Genomic DNA, 17,312 nt, shown 5'->3' with positions numbered 1-17,312 from the left:
ATTAAAATCATTGGAATTTCATCCGTCAATCGAGAAAGCAGGGATTCAGGAAATCAAAATATTTCAGGAAGAAAAACTTCGTGAGCTTTTGATCTATCTTGAAACTCATTCACCCTTTTATCAGAAACTGTTCAAAGAAAATAATATCAATATTGCAGACATCCGTACGTTGGAAGATCTTCAGAAGATTCCTACCACTACAAAGAATGATCTCCAGCAGTATAATCATGATTTTTTCTGCATAACACCCGATAAAATTGTTGATTACAGTACCACTTCCGGAACATTGGGAGATCCGGTTACTTTCGGATTGTCAGATAGTGATCTTGAAAGGCTTGCATATAATGAAGCGATATCGTTCGCCTGTGCAGGAATTCAGAAAGGAGATGTCGTTCAGATGATTACCACCATAGATAAACGGTTTATGGCTGGGCTTGCTTATTTTCTGGGTTTAAGAAAAATGGGTGCGAGTGTGGTGAGAATGGGTCCTGGAATTCCGGAACTGCAGTGGGATTCTATATTCAGATACAAACCCAAATATTTGATTACCGTACCTTCTTTTCTGCTGAAAATGATTGATTATGCCGAAAAACATGGGCTAGATTATAAAAATTCCAGTGTGTATGGGGCTGTATGTATTGGCGAAAGTATCAAAAATCAGGATTTTACAGATAATATTCTTTCACAGAAGATCAAGGAAAAATGGGACATCAAACTATTTTCCACCTATGCTTCTACTGAAATGAGCACTGCTTTCACAGAATGTGAATATCAGATCGGAGGACATCACCATCCTGAACTGATCATTACAGAAATCCTGGATGACGACGGAAATCCTGTAAAAGAAGGAGAAAGTGGTGAACTTACCATTACAACATTGGGTGTTGAAGCTATTCCTTTGTTGAGGTTTAAAACCGGAGATCTTGTAAAAGCTCATTATGAAGCATGTCAGTGCGGAAGAAATACGATGAGGTTAGGACCTGTAGTAGGACGGAAACAACAGATGATCAAATATAAAGGGACAACACTGTATCCGCCGGCTATGAATGATATTTTAAATGATTTCAACAATATCTTATGTTACCAGATCGTGATTCAGGCTAACGAAATCGGGCTTGACGAAATTATTATCAAACTAAGTACTGAAGCGGAACACGAAGGGTTTGTAAATGAAGTAAGAGACCACTTCCGTGCAAAATTAAGAGTAAGTCCGAAAATTGAAATTATAGCATTCGACATTTTGTCTAAAACTGTCTTTAATCCAAACAGCAGAAAGCCAATTACTTTTATAGATTTAAGATAAAATTAAAAAATAAAGAGTCAATAGAAACTTCCTTTTATAATATCTTTGGACTCTTAAAATAAAAAGCTAATACCATATGAAAAAATTATTTTTGCTGCTTTTTTTAGCAATCACAACCACGAGCTTTGCTCAAAATAAAATTAATATTGAATCAGGAAATTTTGATTTTCTGAAAGATCAGACTGAGGTAAATGTTCAGTTTAAATTTGAAAATCCTCTTTTTCAGGCAGATAATTATACCGAAGCCCAATATCTTGAAAGGAGAAAGACTGAGACGTTAGCTAAGAAAGGCGGGGAATCCTGGAAAGAATGGGAGGAAGAGTGGCAAAAGCATAAAGAATCTGTTTTTTTTGATAAGTTTATTGAAGGAATAAACGGTAAGGCGAAAAAAATAAAATTCAGTAAAGGTGCTTCGGCAAAGTACACCTTAATACTGGATACAAAGTGGATTTATGCCGGATGGACAGGATTTGTAACACAGCCTGCTAAATTATCCTCAGAGCTGATATTTGTTGAAACTGAAAACCCATCTAAAGTATTAGCTAAAGTTCAAGGTGATAAGATTGAAGGGATAGGAAGTAAAGGCAGCTATCGTATGGAATACGGAAGAATATCTGCAGCATATGAGAAAACGGGAAAAGAATTAGGAAAAGCTATTAAGGATGCTTTAAAATAAAACAAAAAACGGTCTGAATTTTCAGACCGTTTTTTTATGCTTGATTTTGCTGTTCCTGTTTTTCTGATTTGATCAGGTTGGCAAGATTTTTAATCGCGGTATCATGCTTTTTTACAAAAGGATTGTCTTTATTCCAGACATATCCGGCTAAAACAGCACAGATCTTTTTCTTTACATCCGGGTTTTCCGGTTGGTGGAAGAATAATTCCTGAAGATTTCCGGTATACCACTCTTTTACATAGGTTGTAAAAACGTCAACACCATATAAAATATAATCCGTGTATTCCTTCTGCCAGTTGATTTTTTCTCCGTTTAATTGTCTTAATGCCAGTTTTGCGGCCAGCATTCCGGATTCTGTGGCAAAAGCCATTCCTGAAGAGAAAACCGGGTCAAGGAATTCTGATGCATTCCCCGTTAAAGCAAATCCGTCTCCGAATAAACTTTTTACCGAGCAAGAGTAATCTTTCAGATGTCTTGGTTCAAAAAGGAATTCTACATCCCCAAAACGTTTTACATAATAATCAGAAAGAGAAATAGCTTTTCTCAAAGCTTCTGTTGTATCTCCGTTTTCAGATAATTTATCAATATATTCAGTAGGGCCTACAATTCCTAAACTTGTATTTCCGTTGGAAAAAGGAATTACCCAAAGCCATACTTCTGTTTCAATGATGTCAAAAGAAATTAAAGTTCCTTCTTCGCCCGGCTCCCTGTTGATATCGTCTACATGAGAGAAAATTGCAGAGTGAGGGGAAAGTTTTGAAGGTTTTTCAAGGTCCAGCAGACGGGGAAGTACTCTTCCATAGCCGCTGGAATCAATAACGAACTTAGCATGGATCTCTTTCGTTTCTCCATCTTTCGTTTTTACTGTAGTTACAGAATCTGTTCCGTCAAATTGTATGTCGATAACTTCAGTCTCAAATTCAAGATCCACACCTTTATTAATGACTTCCTGAGCAAGAGTATTATCAAAATCAGCTCTCGGAACCTGCCAGGTCCAGTCCCAGCCTTCCCCGAATTTGTTGCTGAAATCAAAAATGCAGACTTCCTCACCACGAAGGAAACGGGCCCCAAGCTTTTTTTCAAAGCCCATTTTGTCTAATGCAGGGAAAAGTCCGGCCTCCTCAAAGTGATCCATTACCCTTGGGATTAAGCTTTCTCCGACAACCAGTCTGGGGAATTTTGTCTTTTCGACTACTTTTACGCTGACGTTATTATTCTTTAAGTACGAAGAAGACACGCATCCGGAAGGTCCAGCTCCGATTACAAGAACGTCAACAAATTCTTTGCTCATCTTTGATTTTTTATTTTAATAATAACTTTTATCTTTGCCGCAAAATTAGTGACAAATAATTAATATTTTACAAAATTATCAACTATTACTTTTAATTGATGAAAATAAATAACTTTTTAGAACTGAAAGACTTTCAAAAAATTATCATTGAGAATGAAAAAATAGAACTGGATGAATCACTTTTATCAAGAGTGGATAAAAGTTTTCAGTTTTTAAAAGAGTTTTCAAAAAATAAAGTAATATATGGTGTGAACACCGGTTTTGGGCCCATGGCTCAGTTTAAAATCAGTGATGAAGATACACACCAGCTTCAGTATAATCTGATCAGAAGCCATTCTTCAGGAATTGGAAATCCTTTACCTGCAGAAGAAGTAAAAGCGTGTATGCTGGCAAGACTGAATACCTTATCATTAGGGAATTCAGGAGTGCACCAGTCTGTTATCTATCTTCTTCAGGAGCTGATCAACAGAGATATTACTCCGCTGATCTTTGAACATGGAGGTGTAGGAGCAAGTGGTGACCTTGTTCAGCTGGCTCATCTTGCTTTGGTATTGATTGGAGAAGGAGAAGTTTTTTATAAAGGAGAAAGAAAAGCTACCAAAGAAGTTTTTGAAACTGAAGGCTTAGAACCGATAAAAGTAGAGATCCGCGAAGGGCTTGCTTTGATGAACGGAACTTCCGTAATGTCAGGAATCGGTATTGTGAACGCTTATAAAGCAAATCAGCTTACAGATATTTCCCTTAGACTTTCTTGTGCCATCAATGAAATTGTACAGGCTTATGATGATCACTTGTCAGAAGCTTTGAACGGAACGAAAAAACATTACGGTCAGCAGAAAGTGGCCGAAAGAATGCGTGCTCACCTGGCAGACAGTAAACTGATCAGAAAAAGAGAAGATCATCTTTATACTCATTTTGAAGAGCAGGAGAAAGTATTCAAGGAAAAAGTTCAGGAATACTATTCTTTAAGATGTGTACCCCAGATTTTAGGTCCGGTATTAGATACGTTGGAATATACAGAGAAAGTTCTTGAAAATGAGATCAATTCAGCTAATGATAATCCGATTATCAATGTTGAAGACCAGCATGTTTACCATGGAGGAAACTTCCACGGTGACTATATCTCTCTGGAAATGGACAAGCTGAAAATTGTGGTAACCAAACTGACAATGCTTGCAGAAAGACAGCTAAACTATCTTCTGAATGCTAAAATCAATGAAATCTTGCCTCCTTTTGTAAATTTAGGTAAATTAGGTTTCAATTTCGGGATGCAGGGAGTGCAGTTTACGGCAACTTCTACTACGGCAGAAAGCCAGATGCTGTCGAATTCTATGTATGTTCACAGTATTCCAAACAATAATGATAATCAGGACATCGTTAGTATGGGAACAAACGCTGCCGTGATCTGTAGAAAAGTCATTGAAAATGCCTTTGAAGTATTGGCCATTGAAGCTATTACGATCATCCAGGCTGTTGAATATCTTGGGTTTCAGGATAAGGTTTCATCATCTACAAAAGAGCTGTATGACGAAATCAGAAAAATTATTCCTGCTTTCTCAGACGATATGGTCATGTATCCGTATCTGGAGGAAGTAAAGAAATATCTGAAAGGAATGTAACTATTGGTTGCCGTGAATTGTCTTTTAAAGAGAAGCATCCAACATCAACTAAAAAAAACTAAAAACGATATAAACACTAACGCATGAAATGTGCAATTGTAACAGGTGGCTCCAGAGGAATCGGGAGAGCAATCTGTATAAAACTGGCAGAAGAGAAAAACTATCACATCCTTATCAACTACGCTTCAAACGAAACGGCAGCCAACGAAACCTTGGCTAAAGTGAAAGAATTGGGTGCTACCGGAGAAATCCTTAAATTTGATGTAGGAAATACCGAAGAAACACAAGCGGTTTTAACGGAATGGCAGGAGGGAAATCCTGATGCCGTGGTAGAAGTGATCGTTAACAATGCCGGAATCACAAGAGACGGTCTTTTTATGTGGATGCAGAAAGAAGACTGGAACAGTGTGATCAATACAAGTCTTGACGGATTCTTCAATGTAACCAATTTCTTTATCCAAAAGCTGCTTCGTAACAAATACGGAAGAATTATCAATATGGTTTCTGTATCCGGAGTAAAAGGAACAGCCGGGCAGACGAATTATTCCGCTGCAAAAGGTGCATTGGTAGGCGCTACAAAAGCTCTTGCCCAGGAAGTTGCCAAAAGAAATGTTACCGTAAATGCCGTAGCGCCTGGTTTTATCAAAACAGATATGACTCAGGAATTCAATGAAGACGAACTGAAAGCAATGATTCCTGCCAACAGATTCGGAGAAGCAGAAGAAGTGGCGGATCTTGTAGCATTTTTAGCATCTAAAAAATCTTCCTACATTACAGGAGAAGTGATTAATATTAACGGGGGAATTTATTCATAACATGGAAAATAGGGTTGTAATTACCGGAATGGGAATTTATTCCTGCATCGGGACGTCTTTAGAAGAGGTCAGGGAATCCCTATATCAAGGAAAATCGGGTATTGTTTTAGACCAGGACAGAAAAGAATTTGGTTTCAGGTCCGGCCTTACAGGAGTAGTTCCGAAACCCGATCTGAAAAACCTTCTAAACAGACGCCAGCGTGTCAGCATGGGAGAAGAAAGTGAGTACGCTTATCTTGCGACTATGGATGCTTTAAAACAGGCAAATCTGGACGAAGAGTTCTTAGATGCTCATGAAGTGGGGATTTTATACGGAAATGACAGCGTTTCCCAGGCAGTCGTAGAATCTATTGATATTGCAAGGGAAAAGAAAGATACAACATTGATGGGATCGGGAGCGATCTTCAAATCAATGAATTCAACGGTAACGATGAACCTTTCTACGATTTTTAAACTGAAAGGAATCAATCTTACCATAAGCGCAGCATGTGCAAGCGGTTCCCATTCATTGGGACTGGCTTATATGATGATTAAAAATGGTTTTCAGGAAATGATTATCTGCGGCGGAGCTCAGGAGACCAATAAATATTCCATGGCGAGCTTTGACGGACTGGGAGTATTCTCAGCCAGAGAAGATGAGCCTGCAAAGGCATCCAGACCTTTCGATGCAGAAAGAGACGGATTGATTCCAAGTGGTGGAGCAGCCAGTCTGATTGTTGAAAGCTTAGAATCTGCACAAAGAAGAGGAGCACCTATCATCGCAGAAATTATCGGGTATGGTTTCTCTTCAAACGGAGGTCACATTTCAACACCCAATGTAGATGGACCGGCTCTGGCAATGGACAGGGCATTAAAACAATCAGGATTAAAAGCTTCAGATATCGATTATATCAATGCTCATGCTACTTCTACTCCGATTGGGGATGCGAATGAGGCAAAAGCCATTTATGAGATCTTCGGCAGCGAAGTTCCGGTAAGTTCTACCAAATCTATGACCGGACATGAGTGCTGGATGGCAGGTGCAAGTGAAGTGATCTACTCCATTCTGATGATGCAGAACAATTTTGTTGCTCCCAATATTAATCTGGAAAACCCTGATAGTGAAGCACAAAAGATAAATTTAGTCGCAAAAACAAAAAATCAAAAAATTGATGTATTTTTGTCAAATTCTTTTGGGTTTGGGGGAACCAATTCTGCACTAATAGTTAAAAAATTTGATTAAAAACATGGAAAGGGAAAAAATTGTTGCTATCGTTAATGATTTTCTGGTAAACGAATTCGAGGTAGACGGAGACGAAATCAGTAATGATGCCAACCTTAAAAATACACTGGGCTTAGACAGCCTGGATTATATCGACATGGTAGTCGTGATTGAATCCAATTTCGGGGTGAAATTAGGAGAAGCAGATTTCAAAAAAATGGTAACATTTGATGATTTCTATACAACGATTGAAAACAAGATTGCTGAAAAAAACGCATAGTTATTGAGTAAATCTTTATTCTATAAAAATGAGCCAATGTAATAATATCACGGTGATCCGGTAATGGACACTTAAAAAAGATATTATTACATTGGTTCTCTGCTATATTAAATTCTATATATGAACAAGTGGAAAGGTAAATCTAAAGGAACAGTACTCGGATACAGGATATTCGTTTGGTGTATTAGAAATATCGGGATCAGAAGTTCATATGGGGTGCTGTATTTTGTCGCAGCCTATTATTCACTGTTTCAGAAGAAAAGTAACCAATATATCCGTTATTATTTTCAAAAAAGACTGAACTACGGATACTGGAAATCCAAAGCTTCTATCTTTAAAAGCTACTTTACTTTCGGAAAAGTTCTGATTGATAAAACTGCAATTTCTGCCGGGCTCAGAGAAAAATATACCTATGAATTTGACGGTATTGAGAATCTGAGAGATCTTTTAGCCGCTAAAAAAGGTGGCGTACTGATCAGTGCCCATATCGGTAATTTTGAGATTGCGGAACATTTCTTTGCAGATATTGATTTTGAATGTCAGATCAATCTTGTGACCACCGATCAGGAAGTTACCGTAATCAAAGAATATCTGGAAAGTGTTGCTGTAAAAAAGAGCAATATCAAGTTCATCTATGTAAAAGAAGACATGTCTCATATCTTTGAAATCAATCAGGCTTTGTCCAATAATGAACTGATCTGTTTTACTGGAGACCGTTATTTTGAAGGTTCCAAATACCTGGAAGCCAAACTGCTGGGAAAAAGTGCAAAATTTCCGGCTGGTCCGTTTTTGATCGCTTCTAGATTAGGTGTTCCGGTAGTATATGTTTATGTGATGAAAGAGAATAATCTTCATTACCATCTGTATGCAAGAGTGGCACAGAATATAAAGAATCGTGATTCACAGGGGCTTTTACAGTCTTATGTTGACAATCTTGAAACCATGGTTAAAAAATACCCGCTTCAATGGTTTAATTATTTTGATTTTTGGGATGATGTTGATTAATTTTTCTATTTTTATCCCATAAAAACGAATAAAAACTAAAAACCATTAAGATGTACCGTGATTTAAGAGAACCGATAAAATTTCTATGCTTACTTTACTGAAATAAGCTTTAAATATCTTAAATTCCTGTTTCTTAATTATTAAAAGCACATTCTCTTTTGAAGAAAGCATACGACATACTTGTAATCGGCAGCGGATTGGGAGGTCTTGTTTCAGCTCTTATTTTAGCGAAAGAAGGTCTGAAAGTGTGCGTTCTCGAGAAAAATAATCAATACGGAGGAAATTTACAGACCTTTTCACGTGACAAACTGATTTTTGATACCGGAGTCCATTATCTTGGAGGGTTATCCCAGGGGCAGAATCTAAACCAGTTCTTTTCCTATCTTGAAATCATGGATGATCTTGAACTTCAGCTGATGGATGAAGACGGCTATGACAGAATCAGTTTCGGAGAGGATGAAATAGAATATCCGCATGCTCAGGGCTACCAGAATTTTGTAGAACAGCTTTCAAAGTATTTTCCTGAAGAAAAAGAAAACCTTGAAAATTACTGTGAAGAAATTCAATACGTATGCAGTCAGTTTCCAAGGTATCATGTGGTGGGAAAAGATAATTACAACGAAGAAATCCTCCATCTTAATACCAAAAGATTCATTGAATCTGTTACTCAGAATAAAAGGCTTCAGTCGGTTTTACTGGGTTCGAATTTTTTATATGCCGGAGATTCCGAGAATGTTCCTTTTTATGTACATGCTTTGACGGTAAATTCTTATATCCAAAGCGCTTACAAATGTGTGAAAGGAGGAAGCCAGATCTCTAAACTTTTAATCAGAAAACTTCGGGAATATGGAGCAGAGGTCCATAAGCACTCGGAAGTTTCCGAATTTGTTTTTAATGAAAATAATACACTGGTCTCCGTAAAAACAAAAACAGGAAAAGAATATACTGCCAAACAGTTTATTTCAAATATAGAAATCCGTTCTACTATTAAGCTTATCGGAGAGGAAAGACTTAAGAAATCCTTTCTGAACAGGGTGCTGAGCTGGAAGCCGGTTTCATCGTGCTTTAGTATTTATCTTGTTTTAAAACCTCAGTATCTTCCGAATTTTAATTACAACAGATATCACTATTCATCAGAAGATCTGGTCTGGAATGCATTCCGGTACCGAAAAGAAGCGTGGCCGGAAACCTATATGCTTTCTTCCACACCTTCAAAGCACCATCCTGAATTTGCCGAAAGTCTCACCGCAATATCTTACATGGATTTTGATGAGGTTAAAGAATGGGAGAATACTTTCAATACTGTTGCCGATGAGCATGAAAGAGGAAATGCCTATGAAAGATTTAAGCTTGAAAAAACAGAAAAAATGCTTGACGCTCTGGAAAAGAAAATTCCGAATATAAGGCATGCCATTAAAACCATATATACTTCTTCTCCGCTATCCTACAGGGACTATATCGGGAATTGTGAAGGAAATATGTACGGATACATGAAAAGCTCGGAAAACCCTCTTAAAACCATGGTTTCTCCCCGTACCAAAATTGACAATCTTTTTCTTACCGGACAATCCGTGAATATGCATGGGATCTTAGGCGTTACGATCGGAGCTTTTAATACCTGTGCCGAAATTATTGGAAAGGAAAAGATAGACATGCGGCTGACCCAAATGATTAATAAAAACTAACGTGAAAAAAGCTAAAACCATATATTCATCTTACAAAAGAATTTTTCTTTATCTCACCTTTTGTGTTTTCCTCACATCCTGTGGAATCTCAAAGTCTATCAAACATATTCCTGAGGTAAAGCAATATGCTCTGGAGATCCCGAAAGTAAACCAGATCAATGACAGTACTTTTAGTTACAATCAGAATTATCTTACCAAAAACAAACAGCAGCTCTGGGAACTTTATATTAAAGGAAATCCGCTGCAGCTGGGATATAATAGTGGTGCGTTGACCCAAAGCTTAATGCAGAAGCAGGAAGGCATTTTCTTTTCAAAAGTGGAAAGTTTTGTGCCATCAAAATTCAAACAAGGACTGCTGAGAGGCTTTTTAAAATGGTACAACAGAAAAATGTACCTCAATGTAAGAGAAGACTATCAGGCAGAATTATATGGCTTGTCACAGTATTCATCTGATCAGTATGATTTTATTGCGCCTAAATATTTAAGAAACCTTTATCTGCACGGAGCTCATGATATAGGACATGCAATGCAGGATCTTGCTATGGTAGGCTGTACCTCTCTTGCGGTATGGAATGAAAATACTGAAGATGGAGATCTGCTGATCGGTAGAAATTTTGATTTTTATGTGGGCGATGATTTTGCTAAAAATAAGTTGGTAGAATTTGTTCAGCCCGAAGAAGGAATTCCATACATGTCAGTAAGCTGGCCCGGAATGATTGGTGTAGTGTCCGGAATGAATAAAGAAGGAATTACAGTGACGATTAACGCCGGGAAATCAAAAATTCCTTTAACGGCAAAGACTCCTATTTCCCTTGTTACAAGAGAGATTTTACAGTATGCTAAAAATATAGAAGAAGCCATTGCCATTGCTCAAAAAAGAAAGGTATTTGTTTCAGAATCTATCCTTGTAGGAAGTGCGGCTGATAAAAATGCAGTTATTATTGAAGTTTCACCTAAGAATTTCGGGGTATACAGAGTACAAAATATAAGCAGAGTACTTTGTACCAATCATTTCCAGTCTGAAGCTTATAAAGATGACAAAAGGAATCAGAAACAGATTGAAGAAAGCCACTCAGAATACCGTTATGAAAAACTTCAGGAGCTTTTGGAGGAAGAAAAAAAAATCACTCCGGAAAAGATGGCTTCTATTTTAAGAAATAAATCCGGCCTGAAAGATCAAAGTATCGGTTATGGAAATGAAAAAGCACTTAATCAGCTATTGGCTCACCATGCCGTTATATTTTCACCTCAGAAAAAATTGGTTTGGGTTTCTTCCAATCCTTATCAGCTGGGAGAATTTGTTTGTTATGACCTTAATGAGATTTTTTCCGGTAAGCCATTATCACAAAGTCTGCTGGCTAAAACAGATTTGAATATTGCAAGAGATCCATTTGCCGACTCTGAAGAATTTCAAAACTATGAACTGTCCAAAATGTACGGTAAAGAAATCACTGAAGCAGCTGACGATAAAAAGACGTTGTTGACAGATGATGTCATCCAATCCTATAAGGCTATGAACCCTGATTTTTGGCTGGTCTATTATCAATCCGGAAAATACTATTTTAGCAAAAAAGAATATTCAAACGCGAAAATTGAATTTGAGAAAGCTTTGGCTAAAGAAATAACGACGGTTCCCGATAGAAAAAATGTTGAAAAATACCTGAAGAAAACTTTAAAGAAACTGAAATGATCCCCAGATATATAAAACTGCTGTTTTGCATTCCCTTTGTTATTATCATCTGCCATTCAGTATACTTGTGTACAGTTTATAGTTCAATTCCTGACATTATCCCTATTCACGGGTACGGAAATATGAAAGATATTGATGGAAGTAAAATATTTGTAGTGTTTCCTGTACTGATGAATTTAGCTGTACTTATTTTTATCTGGCTGATCATCAGAAGACCGGATAAAATAAAGTTTACTTTTGAAATCAGCGACGAAGAAAAAGAAAAAATATACCATATCACCCAGTTGGCTCTTGTAATTATTGCGATATTTGTTACCATAATGATGACGCCACTATCATTTTATGATGTGGTTTATAAATAATTGATTATGAAAAAACTTTTAACCTTATTATTTACTTTACACGCTCTGTTATCATTTTCCCAGGACAGAAAAGAAATCGGAAATGCTTTCATTAAAGCTTTGCTTATAGATAAAAATGCGGAAAAAGCACACTCTTATTTCGATCCTTCCGTAGCCGGACAAATTCCTGTGGATCAGCTTAAAGCCATTCCAGAGCAGCTTCAGGGCCAGGTTGGAGGTCTAAAAAATATCCTTGAAGTAAATAATGAAGGAAATATCTATTATTACTATTCTGAATTTGAAAAAGAAAAACTGGATATTCAACTAACTTTTGGAGACAATAATAAAATGCTGGGCTTCTTTTTAGTTCCGCATAAAACATTTGAAAAAAGAGATGATAAAACAGAACTCAAAATAAAGAGTGATGCCGTTGAACTTAATGGGACGCTTTTGGTTCCACCTTCCAATAATAAAAAGAGACTGGTGATTTTCGTTCACGGTTCCGGAGCGCATGACAGAGACGAAACCATTGGGGAAAACAAGCCGTTTAAAGACATAGCAGAATACCTTTTAGCCAACGGAATTGCTTCCTACCGATATGATAAAAGAACCTATTCTTATCCTGAGACATTTAATGAAAAATCTACTGTAGAGGAGGAAACCATTAATGATGCCGTAAACGCAGCTCTTTATTTTAAAAATAATACTGATTATAAAGGCTATCAGATTATCATTCTGGGACACAGTCAGGGAGCATATATGATGCCGAAAATTGCAGAAAAAGCTCAGGTTTCGAAATATATTTTTATGGCTGGAAATGCAAGACCATTACAGGATATATTGGTGGAGCAGTATGAGTACCTTCATTCTTTAGATCCGGCTAAAGTACCTGCTGAGGCTGTTCAGGAAGTAAAAAAACAGGTAGCATTTTTAAATTCATCTAAATTTAATGTAAGCTCACCCTCATCAGAACTTCCTTTGGGACAATCTGCTGCCTACTGGAAATATTTAAAAGATTACAATCAGCTTAACGAGGTTAAAAAAGTAAAAGCTCCCATGTTTTTTGCACAAGGAGGAAGAGATTATCAGGTGACTGAAAAAGATTTTAATCTTTGGAAAGAAACATTAAAAAATGATAAGACAGCCGTATTTAAGTTGTATCCTGCATTAAGCCACTTATTCATTGCCGGTTCCGGTAAGCCATCTCCAAAAGATTATGAAACAAAAGGAAAAGTGGACGAACAGTTTTTAAAAGATTTGCTTCAGTTTATTTCGCAATAAGACTTAATATTCTTTTAATCAGCAGTATTATCCTGTTGATCTTTATAAATAAATTAAATAGACGTTTAGATTTTAATAAATAAACCACTAATTATAGAGTTATTGTGTTTTTTTTACATTGTTGAAATTTTGAAATTCTCTGTATTTTTAATTTTTTTTTAATCATTTATATTAAAATACTCCATTTGTTTATGTAATATTTGTTTTGTCCGTCTTTTTCTTGTTTTTATATATGCTATATTTTTTATTGCGTGTATTAAATATGAAGCAATGAAAAAAACAAAATTTACTCTTAAACTTTTAGTATTGGGTTTCTTTTCAGGATTTGGAATGATCTCAGCACAAAAGTACGAACAGATTATTACCAACTATTTCAACTCCGAGAAAACGTCTTTTCAAAGAATAGATGAAAAGTTGAAGACGTTTACTGTCATCAATGTAGATCCTTCAAAAAGTTTGAAAGGTGATATTGTAGGAATACAGCAAACCGTTAATGGAATTCCTGTTTTTGGAAGCTCTGCTAATGTATTAATCAGGGATGGAAAAGTATTCAGCCTTGCTGATACGTTTATTAAAGTGTATCCAACCTCCGTTAAAGGAAAAGAGAATGACAAAAAAGAACTGTTAGTTGCAGAAACCATTAAAAAACTTAATGGGAAGCATACTGTAAAAGATGTTGATGGAAAAGAAAAACCAACTCATATAAAGACAGTTTACGTTGCAAAAGGTGGTGAGCTGGTTCTGGGATATCAGTTCTATGTTGAAGAAAAAGAGTCCAGTAATGTATGGAACACTATCGTCAGTACAGAAGATGGTACTATCTTGTATCAGGAAAATACTACTTTATCATGCCGTTTTCACGACGAAGCTTATGATCACCACTCCGAATCACAGCTAGAGCATCTTCCACCAGTTCTTTCCTCTGCTGAAGTTGCTGCAAACCTGCAGAAACCTGCCAACTTTGTATTAACACCAGATAATGCTACTTATAACGTATTTGCATTCCCTGCAGAAGCCCCCACATTCGGTAGCAGAACACTTCTTACTAATCCCTGGGATCTGAACGCTTCACCCGAAGGCTGGCACTCTGATGGCACTAATCATTACACGATTACAAGAGGTAATAATTCATTTGCCTATACCGATGAGAACAACCTCAATACACCACAGTTTTATCCGGATGGAGGAACAAACCGAGCATTTGACTTTCCATTGGATGTAACAGCACCCCATACTACTTATACGTCGGCAGCTGTGACTAATTTATTCTATAATACAAATAAAATGCATGACGTATTTTATAAATTTGGTTTTACAGAATCTGCAAGAAATTACCAGGTAAACAATTTTGGAAACGGAGGTGCCGGTAACGACCCTGTTCTGGCAGAATCAAGAGATGGAGGTGGTACTAATAATGCCAACTTTAGCGCGGGAGCTGATGGTACAAGCGGAAGAATGCAGATGTACCTTTTCTCGCCTAGTGGAGGGATAAGATATCTTTATTATAATGCACCATCAACATATACCTCCAGAACTCCGGCTGCTACTACTGCAAGTTTTGGACCTCAGATTATGGGTAATCCTCCTGTAACAGGAGATCTTGCCCTTTCAACGCCGGCTGACGCATGTACCGCAGTCACCCCGGGAAGTCTTACAGGAAAGATCGCTGTGGTAAATGCTGCAGGATGTGCTTTTACTATCAAAACAAAGAATTTGCAAAATGCAGGAGCAGTAGGGGTTATACAATACCACCCGTATAGCAATACTCCGATAACAATGTCAGGAACGGATACTACGATTACAATTCCAACCATTATGGTGGGGATGACAGAAGGCCAGTTTCTGGTAAATGATCTGACTAACGGTATTGTTGGCAATGCAACAATCAAAACCACCGCAGTTTATAAAGATGGAAGCTTAGACAACGGAGTCATCAGCCACGAATTTGGACATGGTATTTCTAACCGACTTACCGGAACAGGAGATTCGTGCTTGTATTTTGTTTCATCAAATGAACAAATGGGGGAAGGATGGTCTGATTTCTTTGCTTTGATGATGACAACCAGACCTGGAGATACTTCTTCTATAGCCAGAGGTATAGGAACTTTTGTTTCAGGACAAGCTACCACCGCAGGAGGAATCAGACCTGCAAAATATTCCCCTGATTTTGCAATCAATAATTATACTTACGGGCGTACAAACGGCATGAAAATAAACTCAAATGTCTCGGGAACCCCTATTACAATACCAGATGTTCATAGTATTGGATTTATCTGGGCAAGTATGCTCTGGGATCTTAACTGGAAGTATGTAGAGAAGTATGGGTATAACAGTAATGTTCTGGCAGATCCTAACAGCGGAAGTGCAAGAGTTTTACAGCTGGTAGTGGATGCTCTTAAATTACAGCCGTGTAACCCAACGTTTGTTCAGGGCAGAGATGCTATTCTTGCCGCTGATCAGGCTTCCACAGGAGGAGAAAATAAATGTATGATCTGGAATACATTCGCTAAAAGAGGGTTAGGAGTTAATGCATCTGCAGGGGCCCTTAATGGTTTAGCAATGGGTTCAAATCAACCTTTACCGGAAATGAGTGATCAGGTAGAAGACTTTACAGTTCCTGCAGAATGTGCATTGGCCGTAAAAGAAACTGATAATTCTAAAGGAATATCGATCTATCCGAATCCTGTAAGAAATGAATTCATGATAAAAACCCCATCCGATATGAAACTATCAGGAATTACTACGGTTTCTATCTTTGACTTTACAGGAAAGCTTATCTCTAAAGAAAATATCAATCTTAACAAGCAAAATACCGTCAATGTACAAAAACTAATCAATGGAGCTTATATTGTGAAAGTGAGCAATAACTCAATTGATTACTCTCAAAAGATAATTGTTTCTAAATAGGACTAATTTATTGTGTGATAAGCCTGGAACATTGTCCGGGCTTTTTTAGTTGTTTTCCGGGCTTACTTTATTCAAAAACAAAAAAGAAGCTATACCTGCAAGAGCAGAAAGTGTAATACTTAAAATAAAACTACCGATTACATATTGGAGAAGATTGTTCTTAATGAGCTCAAAGTTTAAATCCTGACTTAAAATATCACTGTTACCGCTTACAAACGGTGCTCCCAGAAAAAGAGAAGCCGCAATAATAAAGGGAATAAAAGGTGGAAGACTTACATTGGATGCTACAAAAGCTAGTACTTTGTTGAGTTTGAAAAGTACAGATAAACTGATAACCAGAAGCGTCTGGAATCCCCAGAAAGGCGAAAGTCCTATAAAAACTCCCAGTGCTATAGAAAATGCTTTGGTACGGTTGCTCCCGTCACTTTCTAAGACATCTTCCTGTATGAATCTCTTAAAGCTTTTTTTTTTGAAATTATTCACGAAGTTTCTCGGAATAATATAAAATAAAGTAATCGTTACCAGAATTGTATTCAGAATACTGATCCTTGTAAAATCTTTGAAAGGTCTGAAATGTGAAACACGTTCTGCCGGATCATACAAAACCTTGATCGGAACATTTTTTACCGGAACATGTCTCCATGCGGTTCTTACAATGATCTCGATCTCAAATTCAAACTTTGGGGTAAAATATTTCTTTGGAATTTTATGTAAAGGATAAAGTCTGTAGCCGGATTGTGTATCTTCCAGCTTGATTCCGGTTTCAAACCAGAACCAGAAATTGGAAAAACGGTTTCCAAAACTGCTTTTCTTAGGAATACCATCCTGAGACATATTTCTGTTTCCGATCAGAAGAACGTCCTCCTTTTCCTGAAGAAGAGCTTCTACAAATACCGGAATATCATCCGGATAATGCTGGCCATCCGAATCAATAGTGATGGCATAATCATATCCTGACTTCTTTGCTGCTCTAAAACCTGTTTTAAGACCGTTTCCTTTTCCTTTGTTCTCCGGAAGGGAAATAACCATAATCTGAGGATATTGAGAAAGAATCTGTAACGTAGAATCTGTGGAACCGTCATTCACCACAATAATACTTTCGGTGTAATCGAGAACACCGTCAATAACCCTTTTCAGAGTTTTTTCATTATTGTAGGTAGGTATTAAAATGCATATCTTCTTTTCAGAAATAGCATTTTGTACTGCAGCAAGGAACAT

Annotated in this window: 14 protein-coding genes; 12 read left to right on the top strand and 2 right to left on the bottom strand. The window is 37.2% G+C overall.

Going from position 1 to position 17,312, the window contains the following annotated elements:
• The first annotated feature begins 10 nt into the window (after positions 1-10).
• Both FB551_RS21090 and FB551_RS21085 read left to right on the top strand, forming a co-directional pair.
• Positions 11-1,303: a phenylacetate--CoA ligase family protein gene (locus FB551_RS21090; protein WP_142018830.1), complete on the top strand. Its 1,293-nt coding sequence runs from the start codon at positions 11-13 to the stop codon at positions 1,301-1,303.
• 76 nt (positions 1,304-1,379) lie between these two features.
• The gene (locus tag FB551_RS21085) at positions 1,380-1,979 is read left to right on the top strand and encodes a hypothetical protein (RefSeq protein WP_142018829.1); all 600 of its coding nucleotides are present in this window, start codon (positions 1,380-1,382) and stop codon (positions 1,977-1,979) included.
• Between the two features lie 34 nt (positions 1,980-2,013).
• On the opposite strand, the gene FB551_RS21080 is transcribed toward FB551_RS21085, so the two are convergent.
• Positions 2,014-3,270, bottom strand: coding sequence for an NAD(P)/FAD-dependent oxidoreductase (locus FB551_RS21080; RefSeq protein ID WP_142018828.1), 1,257 nt, complete (start codon positions 3,268-3,270; stop codon positions 2,014-2,016).
• A 98-nt stretch (positions 3,271-3,368) separates the two neighbouring features.
• On the opposite strand from FB551_RS21080, the gene FB551_RS21075 reads away from it, so the two are divergent.
• The 10 genes from FB551_RS21075 to FB551_RS21030 all read left to right on the top strand — a co-directional run bounded on the left by FB551_RS21075 (position 3,369) and on the right by FB551_RS21030 (position 16,094).
• The gene (locus tag FB551_RS21075; RefSeq protein ID WP_185150228.1) at positions 3,369-4,889 is read left to right on the top strand and encodes an HAL/PAL/TAL family ammonia-lyase; all 1,521 of its coding nucleotides are present in this window, start codon (positions 3,369-3,371) and stop codon (positions 4,887-4,889) included.
• Between the two features lie 83 nt (positions 4,890-4,972).
• A complete protein-coding gene (gene fabG, locus FB551_RS21070) occupies positions 4,973-5,704 on the top strand; it encodes a 3-oxoacyl-ACP reductase FabG (protein WP_047428973.1) in 732 nt (243 codons plus the stop codon).
• Between the two features lies 1 nt (position 5,705).
• Entirely contained in the window at positions 5,706-6,926 is a 1,221-nt protein-coding gene (locus FB551_RS21065; RefSeq protein ID WP_047428974.1) for a beta-ketoacyl-[acyl-carrier-protein] synthase family protein, read from the top strand.
• Between the two features lie 4 nt (positions 6,927-6,930).
• Positions 6,931-7,185: an acyl carrier protein gene (locus tag FB551_RS21060; protein WP_047377388.1), complete on the top strand. Its 255-nt coding sequence runs from the start codon at positions 6,931-6,933 to the stop codon at positions 7,183-7,185.
• Positions 7,186-7,305: 120 nt separating this feature from the next.
• Entirely contained in the window at positions 7,306-8,190 is an 885-nt protein-coding gene (locus FB551_RS21055) for an LpxL/LpxP family acyltransferase (RefSeq protein ID WP_047428977.1), read from the top strand.
• 158 nt (positions 8,191-8,348) lie between these two features.
• Positions 8,349-9,875, top strand: a complete 1,527-nt coding sequence (locus tag FB551_RS21050) for a phytoene desaturase family protein (RefSeq protein WP_142018826.1) — start codon at positions 8,349-8,351, stop codon at positions 9,873-9,875.
• A gap of 1 nt (position 9,876) precedes the next feature.
• A complete protein-coding gene (locus FB551_RS21045) occupies positions 9,877-11,565 on the top strand; it encodes a C45 family autoproteolytic acyltransferase/hydolase (protein WP_142018825.1) in 1,689 nt (562 codons plus the stop codon).
• Between the two features lie 122 nt (positions 11,566-11,687).
• The gene (locus tag FB551_RS21040; RefSeq protein WP_142018824.1) at positions 11,688-11,927 is read left to right on the top strand and encodes a hypothetical protein; all 240 of its coding nucleotides are present in this window, start codon (positions 11,688-11,690) and stop codon (positions 11,925-11,927) included.
• A gap of 6 nt (positions 11,928-11,933) precedes the next feature.
• Positions 11,934-13,187: an alpha/beta hydrolase gene (locus FB551_RS21035; protein ID WP_226798755.1), complete on the top strand. Its 1,254-nt coding sequence runs from the start codon at positions 11,934-11,936 to the stop codon at positions 13,185-13,187.
• Positions 13,188-13,457: 270 nt separating this feature from the next.
• A complete protein-coding gene (locus FB551_RS21030) occupies positions 13,458-16,094 on the top strand; it encodes a T9SS-dependent M36 family metallopeptidase (RefSeq protein ID WP_142018822.1) in 2,637 nt (878 codons plus the stop codon).
• A 45-nt stretch (positions 16,095-16,139) separates the two neighbouring features.
• On the opposite strand, the gene FB551_RS21025 is transcribed toward FB551_RS21030, so the two are convergent.
• Positions 16,140-17,312: a DUF2062 domain-containing protein gene (locus tag FB551_RS21025; RefSeq protein WP_047428986.1), complete on the bottom strand. Its 1,173-nt coding sequence runs from the start codon at positions 17,310-17,312 to the stop codon at positions 16,140-16,142.

Source organism: Chryseobacterium aquifrigidense (assembly GCF_006716485.1).
Classification (GTDB): Bacteria; Bacteroidota; Bacteroidia; order Flavobacteriales; family Weeksellaceae; genus Chryseobacterium; species Chryseobacterium vietnamense.
Note: the sequence above shows the minus strand (reverse complement) of the source record. Positions and strands in the feature narration are given on the sequence as shown.